The following is a 14728-nucleotide window of genomic DNA, read 5'->3' as shown; positions in this document are numbered from 1 at the left end:
ACAAATTGCAAGAGCAAATACTGGTTGGACGGCAGAAAATGGTTTTACAACTGACCCAAATCCTACTTCGAATGTTCCTGTAAATTATAGCACAGCAAATTTATTGAACTACACTTGGCCTAATCAATATACAGAAACACAAAACTTACCTACTTCTGGAAATACCTACTATTGGACGGTAAGACTTTGGAGTCCTTCAACTGGTTCTTCAAAATATACTCCTGTGAGAAGTTTTACTTTAAATTAATAACAAGATAATATTGCGAATTAAATAGGGCATTTTTGCCCTATTTTTTTATATTTGAATATAAAAAAGGGAAATGCCAGAAAAACACATATGGGATAAAACCAATCAATGGACTAAGGAATTAGAGCATTTAAAGGAGATATTAAAAAAAACCAATTTAATTGAAACTACTAAATGGGGAACTTATGTATTTACATTTAAAAATAAAAATGTAATTGGAATTGGAGGATTTAAATCTTATTTTGGTTTATGGTTCTTTAATGGTGTTTTTCTAAAAGATAAAAAAAAGTTACTTATTAATGCACAAGAAGGAAAAACAAAATCTTTACGTCAAATGCGTTTTCAATCTTTGGAAGAAGTTGACGAAAAAGTTATTTTGGAATACATCAAAGAAGCAATAAGTATTGAAGAAAAAGGATTAGTTCTTAAAACAAAAAACAATAAAAAAGAACAAATCACTTCTGAATTTTTAAAAAATGAATTGGAAAAAGACAATATTCTTAAAAAAGCTTTCGAAAAATTCACCCCCTATAAACAAAACGAATTTATAGAATATATTGCAAATGCCAAACAAGAGAAAACTAAAACTACTCGTTTTGAAAAAATCAAACCTATGATTTTAGAAAATATTGGATTGAATGATAAGTATCGATAAGTATATTTCAAATAAATTAAAAAATCTCAAATTACAATTTAGCAACTTGGGATTTTTTAATTTAAAAGAATAGGAAATTACTTTTTCTCTTTTTCTTTTTCTGTTAATTTCGCACTCATTTCTAAAGAAATAGCCGATTTTTCCATCTTTATTTTTCCTGCCATTGTTTCAACAACAACTGTTGTATCTGACAATTCTGAAATTTTACCGTGGATTCCTGATTTTGTAATAATTTTATCACCTACTTTTAAACCTGTTTCAAAGGCTTTTTCTTTTTTAACTCTTCTTTGACCAGGTAAAATTATAAAAAAATAAAAAATAGCTATTATTGCTACTACCTGTATTATTATTGGATTCATCTATATTTTATTATTTATTCATAATTGGTGAAGCCCCTTGACCTTCTTTAGGAAGGACATTTGCTTTAATAGTAAAATTCTCTGTTCCTGCTTCTGTATTTGTAGTCAATGTAACTGATTTACTTTGTTGACCAGTTTTCCCAGTAGAATCAAAAGAAACTTTTATAGGAGCCGAACTACCTGGTTTAATTGGTTCTTTTGGAGGATTTGGCACTGTACAACCACAGCTTCCTTTGGCATCTAAAATTATCAAATCTGCATCTCCTATATTTGTAACCATAAATTCCGTTTCTACTTTATCTCCTGATTTAATTGTTCCAAAATCATGCTCTAATTTATTAAATTGAATTTTTGGATATTTACCATCAACTGGCTTAGTAGTTTTATTTGCATCAGCAGTTTGAACTTCTGTAGATTGTGTACTTTCAGTATTAGCAATACCTTTTTCAGACTCAAATGTTTTCATATCATCCTCTGTTATTTTTGCAGATCCGTTATCTTTACAAGCTGTAACTGACATTAATAATGATACTACTAATAGACTTACTGTTTTTTTTAACATAACTAAAAAAATTTTAATTGTTTATAATAATCCTCTTCCCGCTTTTATTAAACGGTTATCTTTTTGAAAATCTTTTACTAAATTATCTAGAATTCCGTTGATAAAAATACTACTTTTTGGTGTAGAGTACTCTTTTGCAATCTCTAAATATTCGTTAATTGTAACTTTAACTGGAATTGATGGAAATTTTAACAACTCACAAATTGCCATTTTCAATATAATAGTATCAATTTCTGCAATTCTTTCTGTATCCCAGTTAGGCGTCTTATCAATATACTCTTTAGATAGTTCAGTTTCATTTAGAACTGTTCTTCTAAATAAGGTTTTTACATATTCCTTATCTTCAATATCTTTATACAATTTAGAAACAGAAAAATCCTCATCATGAGGTTTTAATTGCTTCAATTGTTTCAAAATCAAAGTATTTACTGCTGGCAAATCATCCAACCATGTTAACTTATGCTCTTCTAAATAATCGTATAATTTTTCATTTGGAGCTATTACTTCAGTAAACAAAGAAGCAATAAGTTCTCTATCTTCATTGAAATCATTTTCCTCCGACGACTTTTCCATATAAGCTTCAAAAAAACTACTGGATTTAATAGCTTCTAATAGAAACAAAACAATATCATCATTGCGTTTCCAATTTGTAATTCTCCTATCATCAAAAGCTCTATGCAAAGAACTACTATTAGATAATAATTCTAAAACTTTATTTTTTACAAACTTTTTACTTGGATTTCGCTCTTCTTTAGTTGCTAAATGTTTCTTTGAAGCTAATTCTAGATATTCTTCTTCTTTTTCACGAATCTCTATAAGTGCAGAAATCATTAAAAGATACAAATCATGCATATTATCAATGCTTTGAAACAAGAATTTCTCTTCTCTTTCCAGGTTTTCTCCCTGATGTTGGTGCATTGCATAAATACTTTGCATCACTTTAACGCGTATATGTCTTCTATTTAACATACTAATTTAAGAACTTTTTTAAAATTAAGAAAGCGAAAGAAACTCTTTCGCTTTGCAAAAATACAATATTATTTAAAATATTATTTAACCTCTAACTCTTTTTTTCTATCGTCAATTCTTTTTTGAGCAATAGACAATGCCGCTTGATGAGTAGTTATATTATTCTTAGAAGCAAAATCAAAAATCTCGAGAGAAGTATTGTAAATATTCTCTGTTTTTTCCATTACTTGTGCTCTTGTTAAATTAGCTAATTCAGAATACACATTAATTACACCACCAGCATTAATTAAGAAATCTGGAGCATATAAAATTCCTTTTTCTTTTAAAATTTGTCCATGAATTACTTCATTTGCTAACTGATTATTTGCAGCTCCAGCAATAACTTTAGCTTTTAGTCTAACAATAGTATCATCATTAATAGTCGCTCCTAATGCACAAGGCGCATAAATATCTACATCAGATCCATACAAATCATCACCTGTAAAAATTTTAGCTCCATATTTTGAACCTACTTCATGCAGACGATCTTCATTTATATCAGAAATAGTAACAATTGCACCCGATTGCGTAAGATGATCAACCAAAACCTCACCTACATGACCAATACCTTGTACTAAAACTTTTTTCCCATCTAAATTATCTGAACCAAATTGATATTTAGCAGCTGCTTTAATCCCTACAAAAACACCATATGCTGTAATCGGTGAAGGATTCCCTGAACCACCTTGGCTTTCTGAAATTCCAGAAACATATTTAGTTACTTCTCTTACAGTATCCATATCTTTGGTTTCCATACCAACATCTTCTGCTGTTATATATTTTCCAGATAAAGAATCTACAAACTGACCAAAACGTCTCATTAGTTCTGGAGTTTTTTGAGTCTTAGCATCTCCTATTATAACTGCTTTCCCTCCACCTAGATTTAAACCTGAAATAGAGTTCTTAAAAGTCATACCACGTGATAAACGCAATACATCATTTAAAGCTTCCCATTCGTTAGAATAATTCCACATTCGGGTTCCTCCTAATGCTGGTCCTAAAACTGTATTATGAATTCCAATAATTGCTTTTAATCCTGTATCTTTGTCATGGCAAAAAACAACTTGCTCATGTCCGTCAAATGAAACTTGACCAAAAACTGGATCAACTTTATGTAGCTCTTTAGCTTGTAATAGTTCTGTTGACATATGATTAATGTGTTGAAAATTATTCAATAATTGAACACAATATTACGAAATATTTTAAAATTATTCAATATATTATGTTATTTTTATCGATATGACAATTTTATTGCCAAATTCAAATTTTTACTTTATTGAAAACAAATCATAATTTATTGCTTTTTTAACAAAAAAGAATATAACTTATAAATCATAAATGAAAGAATTACAATATTTAAATAAATATTTTGCAAAATACAAATACCGTTTTTTATTAGGAATTATTATTACCATAGCTGCACAAATTTTCAAACTGTTTGTCCCCAAATTTTTTGGAGACTCTTTGCGAGCTATAGAAAACAATTTGATTTCAAAAGAAGAAGCTTACAGCATTTTAGTAGATAATTTCATCTACACTTTAATAGCTGCCTTAATTGGTGGTTTTTTAACTTTTTTAATGAGACAAACACTTATTGTAATGTCAAGACACATTGAATTTGATTTAAAAAACGAAATTTATAAGCATTATCAAGCATTAAGTCAGAAATTTTATAAGCAAAATAGAACTGGTGACTTAATGAGTCGCATCAGTGAAGATGTAAGCAAAGTGAGAATGTATGTTGGTCCTTCTGTGATGTACTCTGTAAATACGCTTGTTATATTTATAGTAGTTATCATCCAAATGGCCTTAATTTCACCAAAATTAACCTTATATTCATTAATCCCATTACCATTACTCTCTTATGGTGTTTTTAAAATAAGTTCAAAAATACATGTAAAAAGTGGTTTGTTTCAACAGAATCTATCTACACTATCATCTTTTGCTCAAGAAATGTTTTCTGGCATTCGAGTAATCAAAGCATATGCTATTGAGGAACAAAAAATAAAGGAGTTTTCAGCTTTAACCAAAGATAGCAACGAAAAAGCGATGAGTTTAGCAAAAACCAATTCGTTATTTGGCCCTTTAATGATTCTCCTTATTGGTTTCAGTAACCTAGTTGTCATATATGTAGGTGGAATGATGTATATCAATGGAGACATTCCAGATATTGGAGTAATTGCTCAGTTTATACTGTATATTAATATGTTAACTTGGCCAGTAGCTTCTCTAGGTTGGGTTTCTTCTCTAGTACAAGAAGCCGAAGCTTCTCAAAAAAGGATTAACGAATTCTTAAAAACTGAACCCGAAGTATTCAATCAGACGGAAGAACATTCTGAAATAAAAGGAGACATCAGCTTTAATAATGTATCATTCACTTATGAAGACACAAACATTAAAGCATTGGAAAACATCACTTTTAATATAAAATCAGGGCAAACATTAGCTATTTTAGGAAAAACAGGATCTGGAAAATCCTCTATTTTATCCTTAATTAGCAGATTATATGACACAACCTCAGGAACAATTTTAATTGACAGTAAACCTATTCAAAAAGTTAATCTAGACGATTTACGAAACAACATAGGAGTAGTTCCGCAAGATGCCTTTCTATTTTCAGACTCTATAAAAAACAACATTAAGTTTGGAAATGAAAATGCTACTGACGAAGAAGTAATTGAAGCTGCAAAAAAAGCTTATGTTCACCACAATATTGAAGGATTTACCAACAAATACGATACCGTTTTAGGAGAAAGAGGAATCACACTATCTGGCGGCCAAAAACAACGTGTTTCTATTGCAAGAGCATTAATTAAAAATGCACCCATCTTATTGCTAGACGATTGTCTAAGTGCTGTTGATACTGAAACAGAAGAAGCTATACTTAACAACTTAATGGAATTTTGCAAAGACAAAACTACATTATTAGTAAGTCACAGAGTTTCATCAGCTAAAAATGCTGATTTCATCATTATTTTAGAAGACGGAAAAATCATTCAACAAGGCACTCATAATCAATTATTAGATAAAGAAGGGTATTATAAAGAATTATACAATAAACAGCTATCAGAAAAAGAAATTGTATAAATTATTGCTTTATACATTTTTTTTTTAGACTTTTGGAAAACGATAAAACTAAAAATTGACAGTTTGGATTATGAGAGAAAATGACATGTTAGAAAAAGAAGATATCTTTTCTAAGGTATTAAGAGCTGGAAGAAGAACATATTTCTTCGATGTAAGAGCTACAAAAGCTGATGATTATTACATTACCATTACTGAAAGTAAAAAATTTACAGAAGAAGATGGTTCTTATCATTTTAAGAAACATAAAATCTATTTATACAAAGAAGATTTTGTTGCTTTTAAAGAAATCCTAGATGAAATGACTGATTTCGTAGTCTCTCAAAAAGGAGAAGAAGTTATTTCTGAAAGACACCAAAAAGATTTCAAAAAAGAAGTTTATACAGAATCCGCTTCAGAAACTCCTTCAACAGACAGTTTCACTAATATAGATTTTGATGATATTTAATCATTTTTTTTAGAAAAAATAGAAGTCCGATTATATCGGACTTTTTTTATGCCATCCTTAAACCATTAGGAACAAGTATATCTGGTGATAATAAAACTACATCATTACCTTCACCTACTAAACCCAACACCAAACATTCACTCATAAAATTCCCAATTTGCTTCTTAGGAAAATTAACCACAGCAATGATTTGTTTACCAATTAAATCCTCTTCTTTATAATGCGTTTTTATTTGAGCTGATGATTTTTTAATTCCAATCTCAGTACCAAAATCAATTTGTAACTGATATGCTGGTTTTCTTGCTTTTAGAAAATCAGTTGCAGCAATTATTGTCCCAACTCTAATTTCAACTTTTTCAAAATCACCCCAAGTAATTGTATTATTTTCCATTAAAAACTGATTGTATAACCCAAGCTGGGCCAATTAATAAAAACTGCAAATCTTTAAAAAAAGAAGGTTTTTTACCTTCAATTTTATGACCATAAAACTGACCAATCCATCCAACAGCAAAAACTGCCAATGAAAACCATGCTAATGACACTTTTTGTCCAATCCAATCATTCCCAATTAAGCACAAAAGCGTAAAAATCATCATTTTCAAACCCATTTGCAACGACAATCTAAAATAAAAAAGCAACACCAAAATCATTATAATAAAAGCCCAATTACCCATTATAGGATGAATTCTCACTAAAGGAGAAAGCAAATTATTAGGAATACTCATAATCAATCCCACCACAGAGAAAAAGATTAAAGGCACACAGATATAATGAATTTTTTTATTGGTCATATTTTGATGACTCACACTGTATTCTGTAAACCAATCATTTAAATTTTTCATAATTACCGATATTGTTTGTATATAAAACTAACCATTTTGTAACAAATTCACAAATACTACGTATAATAATAACAGAGGTACTATTTCTGTATTCTAACTTCTAATTCCTAATTTTACAATGGCAAATACTCCATCAAATATGTTAGCTCTAGGTAGCAAGGCAACTAACTTTTTATTACCTGCAACCAATTTTAATACCAATTTTAATTTTAGCGAATGCAAAGGTCATAAAGGAACTTTAGTTATGTTTATTTGCAATCATTGTCCGTTTGTATTACATGTAATTGACGAAATTGTGATGATTGCTAATGATTATCGCGTACAAGGATTGGGCATTGTTGCTATTTCTAGTAATGATGTGGTAAAATACCCACAAGATGCTCCAGAAAAAATGGCTGATTTTGCGCTAGAACATAAAATTGATTTTCCTTATTTATATGACGAAAGTCAGCAAGTTGCCAAAGCTTATGATGCAGCTTGCACACCCGATTTCTATTTATTTGATGCAGAAGACAGATTGGTTTACAGAGGGCAATTAGACGACTCTAGACCCGGAAACGGCATTCCAGTAAGTGGAAGCGATTTAAGAAATGCTATTGATAGCATTATTTACAACAGACATTTAAACGAAGTACAAAAACCAAGTATGGGTTGTGGGATTAAGTGGAAGTAATTACATTAGTTTCCAGTATATTTGGCCTCAGTAGTCAATAAATTAAGCCTTTATGCTAAAAAATATAATTCAAAAATTCAAAAAAAGAAGACTTTACATCCAATTATACAAAAATAATGTAGCAATTAAAGACATAGACACACAAAAAAACCATCAAAGTGTATCAGAAATTCCTTTTAACAACGATCGTTTATTAATTGCTGATTTTAATAAAGCAGTAACATTTTATAAAACTACTTTTAAACAATTAAATCTAATTAATTTCAACACAAAAGCTTTGATTCATCAAAAGGAAATGAATAAAAATGGTCTTTCTGAAGTAGAAATAAGAGTAATTGAAGAAGTCTTTGAAAGAGTTGGTCTTAAATCAATCTATATTAGTGATTTAGAAAAAGACTTAAATGACAAAGAAATAGAAAACTATTTTAAAATAATACAAAGTAAAAACTAAACACTCAGAACCCATTTAAAATACGTTTTAAAACAAAAAAATCACCAAACATTCAAAAAAATAAAGAATATATTCTTAAAAAACATATGCTATTAGACGATTTTTTAAAAAAACATCAATTAAAAGAAGATTTTATAAAAAAAATAAAAGTTGCAACCGATAGCAGCTTTAAAACAGATTATTTCTTAATAGCAAGCGACAAAATTAAATATGTTGGTAATTTTTATCAAAATTCTATGGAGTTTAGAGAAAAAGAAAGTGGTTTTGGATTTAAAACATACCAAGTAAAAACTTTTATAAATTTAAGTTTTAAAAATGTGAATGATTTACTTTCAGTTAAAACAACTATTCAAGGCATATCTTACTTTAGATTTCTTATCAATATTACAATTATGAGTTTGTTATTGATTTATTGCTTTTTATTATTACTGAAATTAAATATTTTACCAGTTCTCTTAATTCTAAGTCTAATTTATTTCTATTTATTTTTGGCTTTTAAAAAGATAAAAGCGAATTTAAAAAAAATAAAAAAAGAACTATCAGACTTATACAGATCAATGGAATAAAAAATAAAATTACAACAAAAGTGACCTAGCTGATTAATTTCAATCAAAAATAAAAATCGCAATTACCATTAACACAATAACAACTAAAATAACTAAAAAAAATATTCTTTGAACTTTTATGTTTTCTCTATAATCATAAGTTGGAATCGTTTCAGTACTTGCAATAATTTTATTACCAATCAATAATTTATCAATTTTGTTTCGATCTTTATTTAATAAAAAGTAACGACAACTATCATTTAAAATTTCATTATCATCATTGCAAAATTTGATATCATTTTTAAATAATAACTCTTCAAAAATAATTTTATCCTTGAATAAAACATACAATTTAAAATAATCTTGAAATTGTATACTACTATTTTTGCTCATTACAATTCAAATTAAAGCTTCCAATAAACACCTTCAACTAGTTTCTTCAAAACCATTTTCCAGTATTCATAGGTTTTTTCAACATTTCTTTAGCATTTTTTAAAGATTCTCCTGAACCAAATTTACGCTTAAAGTTTGACGTGTTTTTTAAGTTTTCAGAAGTAATGCCCTTTTGTTTTTCTTCAGCATTTTTTTTATTTAACCAATATATTTTTCGTTCTTCAATCTTAGCTTTCAAATCTTTCTTTAAAAACAAAGTTTCGGAAACCACAGTCGTTTTCTCAAAAATAAATTCAATTGAATCATTTATTAAAATCGGAAGAAGCTCTAATTTTCCTATATCATTTAATTGCTCCAATTGTTCAGCAATTTGCATTCTATTTTTATAATGCCCTTTTTTAGCAATTACTTTTAAAATTTGTACTCTTTTTTTGTTGATAAGGAATTCAATCCAACTTTCTGGAAACTTAACATAAAAAAAGAAATATAAAGCATGTAAAATCATTCTCACTTTTAATGAATTATACCAAACTATCAAACACTACTCCTTCTCCAAAATAACCTCAACTGGACTATTGGTTCTTTTACCAAACATTTTTGCTTTTTGATTCTCTGTTGAGCATAATATGTACAAATTAAAACTTTGCAAAGGAATCGTTGCGGTTTTGTAAATACCATTGATATCTTCTACTTTAATACTAAAATTCTCAGCTGGAAATGTATTGGTAACCGAAATAAAGTAATTATCCTTCGCATAAGGAAAAAAATATCGTTCTTTTTCTCCTGCTTTACTCACCAAATAATTTTGAGTAAAGACCATAGGTTCATTTCCTTTGTTCCAACTGTACATATTATTAACGTTTATCACTGCAGTTCCATTTTCAGAAACAACGGTAATCTTCAAGTCTTCTGGATTTGCAACAACACCGTTTTCATGTGCATTTACAACAATGTAGGATGTGAAATCATAACCACAATGTTGGATTTGACTGTAGGTGAAAAAAGAGCAAAGAAAAAAGAAGCAAGAGAAAATATGTTTCATAAAAATAAAAATATTGGTAAAAATACAAAATCAAAAACAAAAATCGCTTTTATAAAAAGCCACTCATTATATATTTAATAAGTGGCTTTTAGTTTATTGACATCTTTATTTATTAATAAATAGCTGTTTCTAGAACAGGTTTATAACGTCTGAAAGTTTCTCCTAATAGTACTTTCGTCATTTGAGTAGTTATTGCACCATCTATTAGTCTATCCAACCAATAAAACTCTCCAGCTGAATTAATTTCTAAGAAATAATACTTATCATCTGGTGTCACAATAATATCTATTGCTCCATAATTTATTTGATAAATATCCATCATTTCTAATAGTTTGCTTTTTATATTGGCTGGCAATTCATATGGCACCCAATCATTTAACAATGTAGTTCCTTCTCTACGCCAATCTACTTTTGCATTTGCTAATTTTTGAGAATCTACTGCAAAAGCAAAAATCTCATCTCCAACAATAGTAACTCTCAATTCAACTTCTTTTTCTAATTTTTCTTGAAATTGCATTGGACAATACTGAAGTGTATCTATTTTTTCTAAATCTTCTTCTTTTACAACATTAGTAAAAACAACATTTTCAAAACCGTCTTTATAAATTGCAAAAGAACTTTGCATTTTTACAATTGCTCCATTTGGGTGTGCCTTAACAAATTTATTAGCTTCTTCCGGACTGTTTGTAATGCAAGTATCAGGAACAAGCAAGCCTAAAAAAGAAGCAATCTTCATTTGTTCTTCTTTACTATCTAATCGTCTATAAGAACTATACTTTCCTATTTGAAAACAATTCAAACTTTCAAGCATACCATATAAAGTAACACGAATTTCTCCGTGTACACTACTTAAATATTCTCCATCAAGAACTGAATTTAATCCATCTCCTAAATTATGACTTCTTCTATACCACAAAGATTCAATATCATGTAAAGATTCTCTATGTCCTTCATAGTCTAAAAAAACTTTCCATTGCTTGTCTTCATAACAAGAACTTAATGAATATTTAGTAGGATATTCGTCTACATTGAAACGAATAGGATATCCTCCCATCTCTTTAATCTTATTAGAGATGATTGTGACGCATTCATTATCCCTACTGTGGGTAATAATCAATACTTTTTTCATATATCTTAATTTTTAAAAAATTATCAAAATCTTCTATTCTATATTTTTTCTTTTATTTCTTCTTTCCACTAGTTTTTCAGCAATTGTTTCACCTATTGGGTATCCTAAATCCCTTTGAAGCATTCCCCATTCTCCTTGTGGATTTACTTCTAAAAAAACATACTGTCCGTCTTTTTGTCTAATAACATCTATTGCTCCAAAAAGTAATCCCATGCTTTTCATCATTTTAGTAATTGAAGAACAAACATCTTTTGGCAATTCATAAACATCCCAACCAATATTTCCTTCTTTAGTTGCTCGCCAATCAATTTTACCTGTTTCTGATAATGTTGCATTTATCTTACCTACAAAGAATGTTTCATCAACATAAATTACTCTTAATTCATATTGTTTTTCAATCTTTCTTTGAAAAATCATTGGACAATATTCTAAACTATCACTTAATTGTTGCAAATGTTCTTCAAGAACAAGTGTCGTTGGAAAAAAAGGAGTGTTTCCTTCCATACTTCTAGATAATGAACCATGTAATTTAGCAATAACTTGCTTATTACATACATTATAAAAGAAATGTTTAACTACTTCACTATTGTTTGTAAAAACACTTTCTGGTATAATAAGACCTGCTTTTTGAGCCAATCTTAATTGCTCAACTTTATTTGCACCTATACTGTGATCAATCTCTATTGGATTAATCCATACCTTATTTTTTAACGAATCAAAAAATAAAGTTCTCATAGTATTATATTCCTGTAGATATATTGCTTTATAAGATTTATCTAAATCTTCAGGAACCGTAATCTCCCACAATTTTCTATACCAAACTGCTTCAATCAAATTTGAAGTAATATGATTTGACCCATCAATTATTTCTAATATTGGTTCACCAAGTGTATTTTTATATGAGATAGATAGTTTTCTAGAAAAATCATCAGAATTTAATCTGTAGACGTTTTCTCCTAATTCTTTTAAACGTTTTATTACAATATCAATAGTATAATAATCCTTACTATGGCTTATACATAAAATCATAGCAATTTATTTACAATCAGAAAAATCTGCATGTATTCTTTTTTTAATGAATTAAAAAACAAAGAGTAGCAGTTAAATTGCTACTCTTCATACTTTTTTTATGATACATTAACTACTAGCTCCACCTTCATCATTATCTGAAGGATATTTTAATGTATGCGCTAAATCTAAAGCTGGTTTAGTTGTATCTTCATCGCTATCAGAAGGGTATTTTAGTGTTTGATATATATCTTCTGTTCTAGAAGTTACACCACCCTGTACTTCATTTGACCCTTCTTTAGTCAATTGATTTTCTAAAAAATTCGCAAAAAAAGGCTTCTTTAATTCTTGTTTTTTCATGTTTTTCTGTTTAAATTAATTTTCTGTTTTAGTGTATTTGCAAATAACCGAACTAATTTAGTATTCTTTTATGAGAAAAACTCATAAAAATATATAAAAAAACGTTAAAAAATATATTGTCCCTTAGTTCATTTCTTTTATTATACTTTTACTTATTTAAAAAAAATAAATGCTAAATCCATTTATTTATTCCCAAATTGTTTGGATTGTTTTTCATACTCAGAAGAACACAAAATATCTAAATTTAAACTTTGGAGTGGAATTCTTTTTAGTAATTACCTCTATTTTTAATCTTTTAGTTTTTCAGGAACTCTGTTTTTATGTACATACTACAATTACCTAAAGTATAAAACCGTAACCACAATATTGAATTTTACTAAAGATAAAATAGAAAATTACCTCTTCATATTGTAAAATTTTTGCTCACAATTAAATGATTAAAATAAGAACAAAAATATTATTTATTCATTACTAAATAATTATAAATTAATTCACGTTGCTCATCATTAACTCTAGCTTTCTTTTGCATTCTTAAAACAATAGGACTCCATTGTTCTTTTGAATATTTATCAGCACTATGTAAAGTATGGCATTTTCCACAATTGTTCTCATATAATACTTTTCCCTGAGCTAATTCAGGCTGGAGATGAACTTGTTCCACTTCTTTTATTTCAATAGCTTCAACAACGTTTTTCTTACTTGATGAGCAAGCAACAAAAAAAAGACTTAAAATTAATCCAATTGCAATTTTTAATTTCATGATTTTTATTTAATATTTTGGTAAAAATACAAAATCAAAAAACATAGTAAATAAGATTAACATAAAAGAAAAATCCTGAAAAAAAATTTCTTCAGGATTTTAAATATTACAAAACTAATTACCTATTTCTGATAACTATTTAACGTCCATTAATTCTACATCAAATACTAAAGTTGCATCTGGTGGAATAACTCCTCCAGCACCACGAGAACCGTATCCTAAATAAGAAGGAATCACAAAACGAGCTTTGTCTCCTACTTTTAATAAAGCAATACCTTCGTCCCAACCTTCAATAACTTGCCCAACACCTAATTGGAAATCGATAGGTTGTTTTCTTTTGTAAGAAGAGTCAAAAACTTGTCCGTTTTCTAAAGCACCTTGATAATGAACGGATACTTTTTTCCCTTTTTCAGCTTGCGTACCGTTTCCTTTTTGGATAATTTGGTAACGTAATCCACTTTCAGTTTTTGAAAAACCAGCTGCTAATTTTTCTAAAGCTTCTTCCGCTTGTTTTTTTTGTTCTGCTAATCTTTTTTCACGAGATCCTTCAAAAGTTCTAAACGCTTCAATAGCATTCCAATTTTTAGCTTCCTCACCAACTCTAACAATTTCTAAAGATTCAATTAAATCTCCTTGAGCCACTGCATCAACTACATCTTGTCCTTCTATTACATGACCAAAAACAGTATGTTTTCCGTCTAACCAATCCGTTGGAATGTGCGTGATAAAAAACTGAGAGCCATTTGTTCCAGGTCCTGCATTTGCCATAGATAAAACACCTGGTCTATCATGTTTCAATTCTGGATGAAATTCATCATCAAATTTATAACCTGCATCACCAGTTCCTGTTCCTTGTGGACAACCCCCTTGAATCATAAAATCTGGAATTACTCTATGAAATTTCAAACCATTATAATAAGGAGTTCCCATTGATTTTGCAGTGTTTTCTAACTGACCTTCAGCTAAACCAACAAAATTCCCAACAGTTCCTGGAGTTTTATCGTGTGTTAATTTTACTAAAATGCTTCCCTTAGGAGTATTGAACTTTGCATAAATTCCGTCTTGCATGTCTTGTTTATTTAAATTAAAGTGCAAATTTACTAATATTATATCTAAAAGATTTATAAATAAACTATAAAATAATCCTACTTTCTCTAATTTT

Annotated in this window: 21 protein-coding genes; 7 read left to right on the top strand and 14 right to left on the bottom strand. The window is 28.6% G+C overall.

From position 1 onward, the window contains the following. Together FIA58_RS19875 and FIA58_RS19870 are read left to right on the top strand one after the other, a co-directional pair. Positions 1 to 247, top strand: a 247-nt coding sequence (locus tag FIA58_RS19875) for a hypothetical protein (RefSeq protein ID WP_165928963.1), incomplete at its 5' end; no start/stop codon positions are given. A gap of 73 nt (positions 248 to 320) precedes the next feature. Then, positions 321 to 902 (top strand): YdeI/OmpD-associated family protein, encoded by a 582-nt coding sequence (locus FIA58_RS19870; protein WP_140964444.1) that lies wholly within the window; start codon positions 321 to 323, stop codon positions 900 to 902. 77 nt (positions 903 to 979) lie between these two features. On the opposite strand, the gene yajC is transcribed toward FIA58_RS19870, so the two are convergent. The 4 genes from yajC to FIA58_RS19850 form a co-directional block, all read right to left on the bottom strand. Then, positions 980 to 1261: a preprotein translocase subunit YajC gene (yajC, locus tag FIA58_RS19865; protein ID WP_140964443.1), complete on the bottom strand. Its 282-nt coding sequence runs from the start codon at positions 1259 to 1261 to the stop codon at positions 980 to 982. A 10-nt stretch (positions 1262 to 1271) separates the two neighbouring features. Next, the gene (locus FIA58_RS19860) at positions 1272 to 1823 is read right to left on the bottom strand and encodes a DUF1573 domain-containing protein (protein WP_140964442.1); all 552 of its coding nucleotides are present in this window, start codon (positions 1821 to 1823) and stop codon (positions 1272 to 1274) included. 21 nt (positions 1824 to 1844) lie between these two features. Next, entirely contained in the window at positions 1845 to 2792 is a 948-nt protein-coding gene (nusB, locus tag FIA58_RS19855) for a transcription antitermination factor NusB (RefSeq protein WP_165928962.1), read from the bottom strand. A gap of 80 nt (positions 2793 to 2872) precedes the next feature. Beyond that, positions 2873 to 3979, bottom strand: a complete 1107-nt coding sequence (locus FIA58_RS19850) for a Glu/Leu/Phe/Val dehydrogenase dimerization domain-containing protein (RefSeq protein WP_140964441.1) — start codon at positions 3977 to 3979, stop codon at positions 2873 to 2875. 190 nt (positions 3980 to 4169) lie between these two features. Here FIA58_RS19850 and FIA58_RS19845 point away from each other — a divergent pair, with 190 nt between their 5' ends. Together FIA58_RS19845 and FIA58_RS19840 are read left to right on the top strand one after the other, a co-directional pair. After that, the gene (locus tag FIA58_RS19845) at positions 4170 to 5918 is read left to right on the top strand and encodes an ABC transporter ATP-binding protein (RefSeq protein WP_140964440.1); all 1749 of its coding nucleotides are present in this window, start codon (positions 4170 to 4172) and stop codon (positions 5916 to 5918) included. 70 nt (positions 5919 to 5988) lie between these two features. Further along, positions 5989 to 6363, top strand: coding sequence for a PUR family DNA/RNA-binding protein (locus tag FIA58_RS19840; RefSeq protein WP_140964448.1), 375 nt, complete (start codon positions 5989 to 5991; stop codon positions 6361 to 6363). A 46-nt stretch (positions 6364 to 6409) separates the two neighbouring features. On the opposite strand, the gene FIA58_RS19835 is transcribed toward FIA58_RS19840, so the two are convergent. Further along, positions 6410 to 6754, bottom strand: coding sequence for a tRNA-binding protein (locus FIA58_RS19835; RefSeq protein ID WP_140964439.1), 345 nt, complete (start codon positions 6752 to 6754; stop codon positions 6410 to 6412). Next, positions 6744 to 7205, bottom strand: a complete 462-nt coding sequence (locus tag FIA58_RS19830; protein ID WP_140964438.1) for an Mpo1 family 2-hydroxy fatty acid dioxygenase — start codon at positions 7203 to 7205, stop codon at positions 6744 to 6746. The genes FIA58_RS19835 and FIA58_RS19830 overlap by 11 nt, the downstream gene beginning before the upstream one ends. Positions 7206 to 7323: 118 nt before the next feature. Between FIA58_RS19830 and FIA58_RS19825 the strand changes: the two genes are divergently transcribed. The 3 genes from FIA58_RS19825 (at position 7324) to FIA58_RS19815 (ending at position 8895) form a co-directional block, all read left to right on the top strand. After that, positions 7324 to 7878 (top strand): thioredoxin family protein, encoded by a 555-nt coding sequence (locus tag FIA58_RS19825; protein ID WP_140964437.1) that lies wholly within the window; start codon positions 7324 to 7326, stop codon positions 7876 to 7878. 52 nt (positions 7879 to 7930) lie between these two features. Next, positions 7931 to 8329: a hypothetical protein gene (locus FIA58_RS19820; protein ID WP_140964436.1), complete on the top strand. Its 399-nt coding sequence runs from the start codon at positions 7931 to 7933 to the stop codon at positions 8327 to 8329. An 86-nt stretch (positions 8330 to 8415) separates the two neighbouring features. Then, positions 8416 to 8895: a hypothetical protein gene (locus tag FIA58_RS19815; RefSeq protein ID WP_140964435.1), complete on the top strand. Its 480-nt coding sequence runs from the start codon at positions 8416 to 8418 to the stop codon at positions 8893 to 8895. A 39-nt stretch (positions 8896 to 8934) separates the two neighbouring features. Here FIA58_RS19815 and FIA58_RS19810 read toward each other — a convergent pair whose 3' ends face one another. From FIA58_RS19810 to FIA58_RS19775, 8 genes are all read right to left on the bottom strand, one after another. Continuing rightward, positions 8935 to 9267: a hypothetical protein gene (locus FIA58_RS19810; RefSeq protein ID WP_140964434.1), complete on the bottom strand. Its 333-nt coding sequence runs from the start codon at positions 9265 to 9267 to the stop codon at positions 8935 to 8937. A 46-nt stretch (positions 9268 to 9313) separates the two neighbouring features. Continuing rightward, positions 9314 to 9772: a hypothetical protein gene (locus tag FIA58_RS19805; protein WP_140964433.1), complete on the bottom strand. Its 459-nt coding sequence runs from the start codon at positions 9770 to 9772 to the stop codon at positions 9314 to 9316. A gap of 36 nt (positions 9773 to 9808) precedes the next feature. Beyond that, a complete protein-coding gene (locus FIA58_RS19800) occupies positions 9809 to 10309 on the bottom strand; it encodes a hypothetical protein (protein ID WP_140964432.1) in 501 nt (166 codons plus the stop codon). Between the two features lie 112 nt (positions 10310 to 10421). Then, positions 10422 to 11438: an MvdC/MvdD family ATP grasp protein gene (locus FIA58_RS19795; protein ID WP_140964431.1), complete on the bottom strand. Its 1017-nt coding sequence runs from the start codon at positions 11436 to 11438 to the stop codon at positions 10422 to 10424. Between the two features lie 33 nt (positions 11439 to 11471). After that, complete coding sequence (locus FIA58_RS19790) at positions 11472 to 12467, bottom strand: MvdC/MvdD family ATP grasp protein (RefSeq protein ID WP_140964430.1); 996 nt, start codon at positions 12465 to 12467, stop codon at positions 11472 to 11474. 108 nt (positions 12468 to 12575) lie between these two features. Then, positions 12576 to 12806 carry a microviridin/marinostatin family tricyclic proteinase inhibitor gene (locus tag FIA58_RS19785; protein WP_140964429.1) on the bottom strand — a complete coding sequence of 77 codons (231 nt, stop codon included), beginning with the start codon at positions 12804 to 12806 and terminating at the stop codon, positions 12576 to 12578. 457 nt (positions 12807 to 13263) lie between these two features. Continuing rightward, complete coding sequence (locus tag FIA58_RS19780) at positions 13264 to 13566, bottom strand: c-type cytochrome (RefSeq protein ID WP_140964428.1); 303 nt, start codon at positions 13564 to 13566, stop codon at positions 13264 to 13266. Between the two features lie 135 nt (positions 13567 to 13701). Further along, entirely contained in the window at positions 13702 to 14634 is a 933-nt protein-coding gene (locus FIA58_RS19775) for a peptidylprolyl isomerase (RefSeq protein ID WP_140964427.1), read from the bottom strand. Positions 14635 to 14728: the final 94 nt, after the last annotated feature.

The organism is Flavobacterium jejuense (genome assembly GCF_006491595.2).
GTDB classification, from domain to species: Bacteria; Bacteroidota; Bacteroidia; order Flavobacteriales; family Flavobacteriaceae; genus Flavobacterium; species Flavobacterium jejuense.
This window is presented reverse-complemented; position numbering and strand designations above follow the sequence as displayed.

What these genes read in the sequence shown, in the direction of transcription:
- FIA58_RS19830 (WP_140964438.1), bottom strand. Translation starts at nt 7,205, where the DNA reads ATGAAAAATTTAAATGATTGGTTTACAGAATACAGTGTGAGTCATCAA.
- FIA58_RS19790 (WP_140964430.1), bottom strand. Translation starts at nt 12,467, where the DNA reads ATGATTTTATGTATAAGCCATAGTAAGGATTATTATACTATTGATATT.
- FIA58_RS19775 (WP_140964427.1), bottom strand. Translation starts at nt 14,634, where the DNA reads ATGCAAGACGGAATTTATGCAAAGTTCAATACTCCTAAGGGAAGCATT.
- FIA58_RS19810 (WP_140964434.1), bottom strand. Translation starts at nt 9,267, where the DNA reads ATGAGCAAAAATAGTAGTATACAATTTCAAGATTATTTTAAATTGTAT.
- FIA58_RS19805 (WP_140964433.1), bottom strand. Translation starts at nt 9,772, where the DNA reads ATGATTTTACATGCTTTATATTTCTTTTTTTATGTTAAGTTTCCAGAA.
- nusB (WP_165928962.1), bottom strand. Translation starts at nt 2,792, where the DNA reads ATGTTAAATAGAAGACATATACGCGTTAAAGTGATGCAAAGTATTTAT.
- FIA58_RS19870 (WP_140964444.1), top strand. Translation starts at nt 321, where the DNA reads ATGCCAGAAAAACACATATGGGATAAAACCAATCAATGGACTAAGGAA.
- FIA58_RS19845 (WP_140964440.1), top strand. Translation starts at nt 4,170, where the DNA reads ATGAAAGAATTACAATATTTAAATAAATATTTTGCAAAATACAAATAC.
- FIA58_RS19860 (WP_140964442.1), bottom strand. Translation starts at nt 1,823, where the DNA reads ATGTTAAAAAAAACAGTAAGTCTATTAGTAGTATCATTATTAATGTCA.
- FIA58_RS19825 (WP_140964437.1), top strand. Translation starts at nt 7,324, where the DNA reads ATGGCAAATACTCCATCAAATATGTTAGCTCTAGGTAGCAAGGCAACT.
- FIA58_RS19820 (WP_140964436.1), top strand. Translation starts at nt 7,931, where the DNA reads ATGCTAAAAAATATAATTCAAAAATTCAAAAAAAGAAGACTTTACATC.
- FIA58_RS19780 (WP_140964428.1), bottom strand. Translation starts at nt 13,566, where the DNA reads ATGAAATTAAAAATTGCAATTGGATTAATTTTAAGTCTTTTTTTTGTT.
- FIA58_RS19800 (WP_140964432.1), bottom strand. Translation starts at nt 10,309, where the DNA reads ATGAAACATATTTTCTCTTGCTTCTTTTTTCTTTGCTCTTTTTTCACC.
- FIA58_RS19815 (WP_140964435.1), top strand. Translation starts at nt 8,416, where the DNA reads ATGCTATTAGACGATTTTTTAAAAAAACATCAATTAAAAGAAGATTTT.
- FIA58_RS19785 (WP_140964429.1), bottom strand. Translation starts at nt 12,806, where the DNA reads ATGAAAAAACAAGAATTAAAGAAGCCTTTTTTTGCGAATTTTTTAGAA.
- FIA58_RS19840 (WP_140964448.1), top strand. Translation starts at nt 5,989, where the DNA reads ATGAGAGAAAATGACATGTTAGAAAAAGAAGATATCTTTTCTAAGGTA.
- FIA58_RS19835 (WP_140964439.1), bottom strand. Translation starts at nt 6,754, where the DNA reads ATGGAAAATAATACAATTACTTGGGGTGATTTTGAAAAAGTTGAAATT.
- FIA58_RS19850 (WP_140964441.1), bottom strand. Translation starts at nt 3,979, where the DNA reads ATGTCAACAGAACTATTACAAGCTAAAGAGCTACATAAAGTTGATCCA.
- yajC (WP_140964443.1), bottom strand. Translation starts at nt 1,261, where the DNA reads ATGAATCCAATAATAATACAGGTAGTAGCAATAATAGCTATTTTTTAT.
- FIA58_RS19795 (WP_140964431.1), bottom strand. Translation starts at nt 11,438, where the DNA reads ATGAAAAAAGTATTGATTATTACCCACAGTAGGGATAATGAATGCGTC.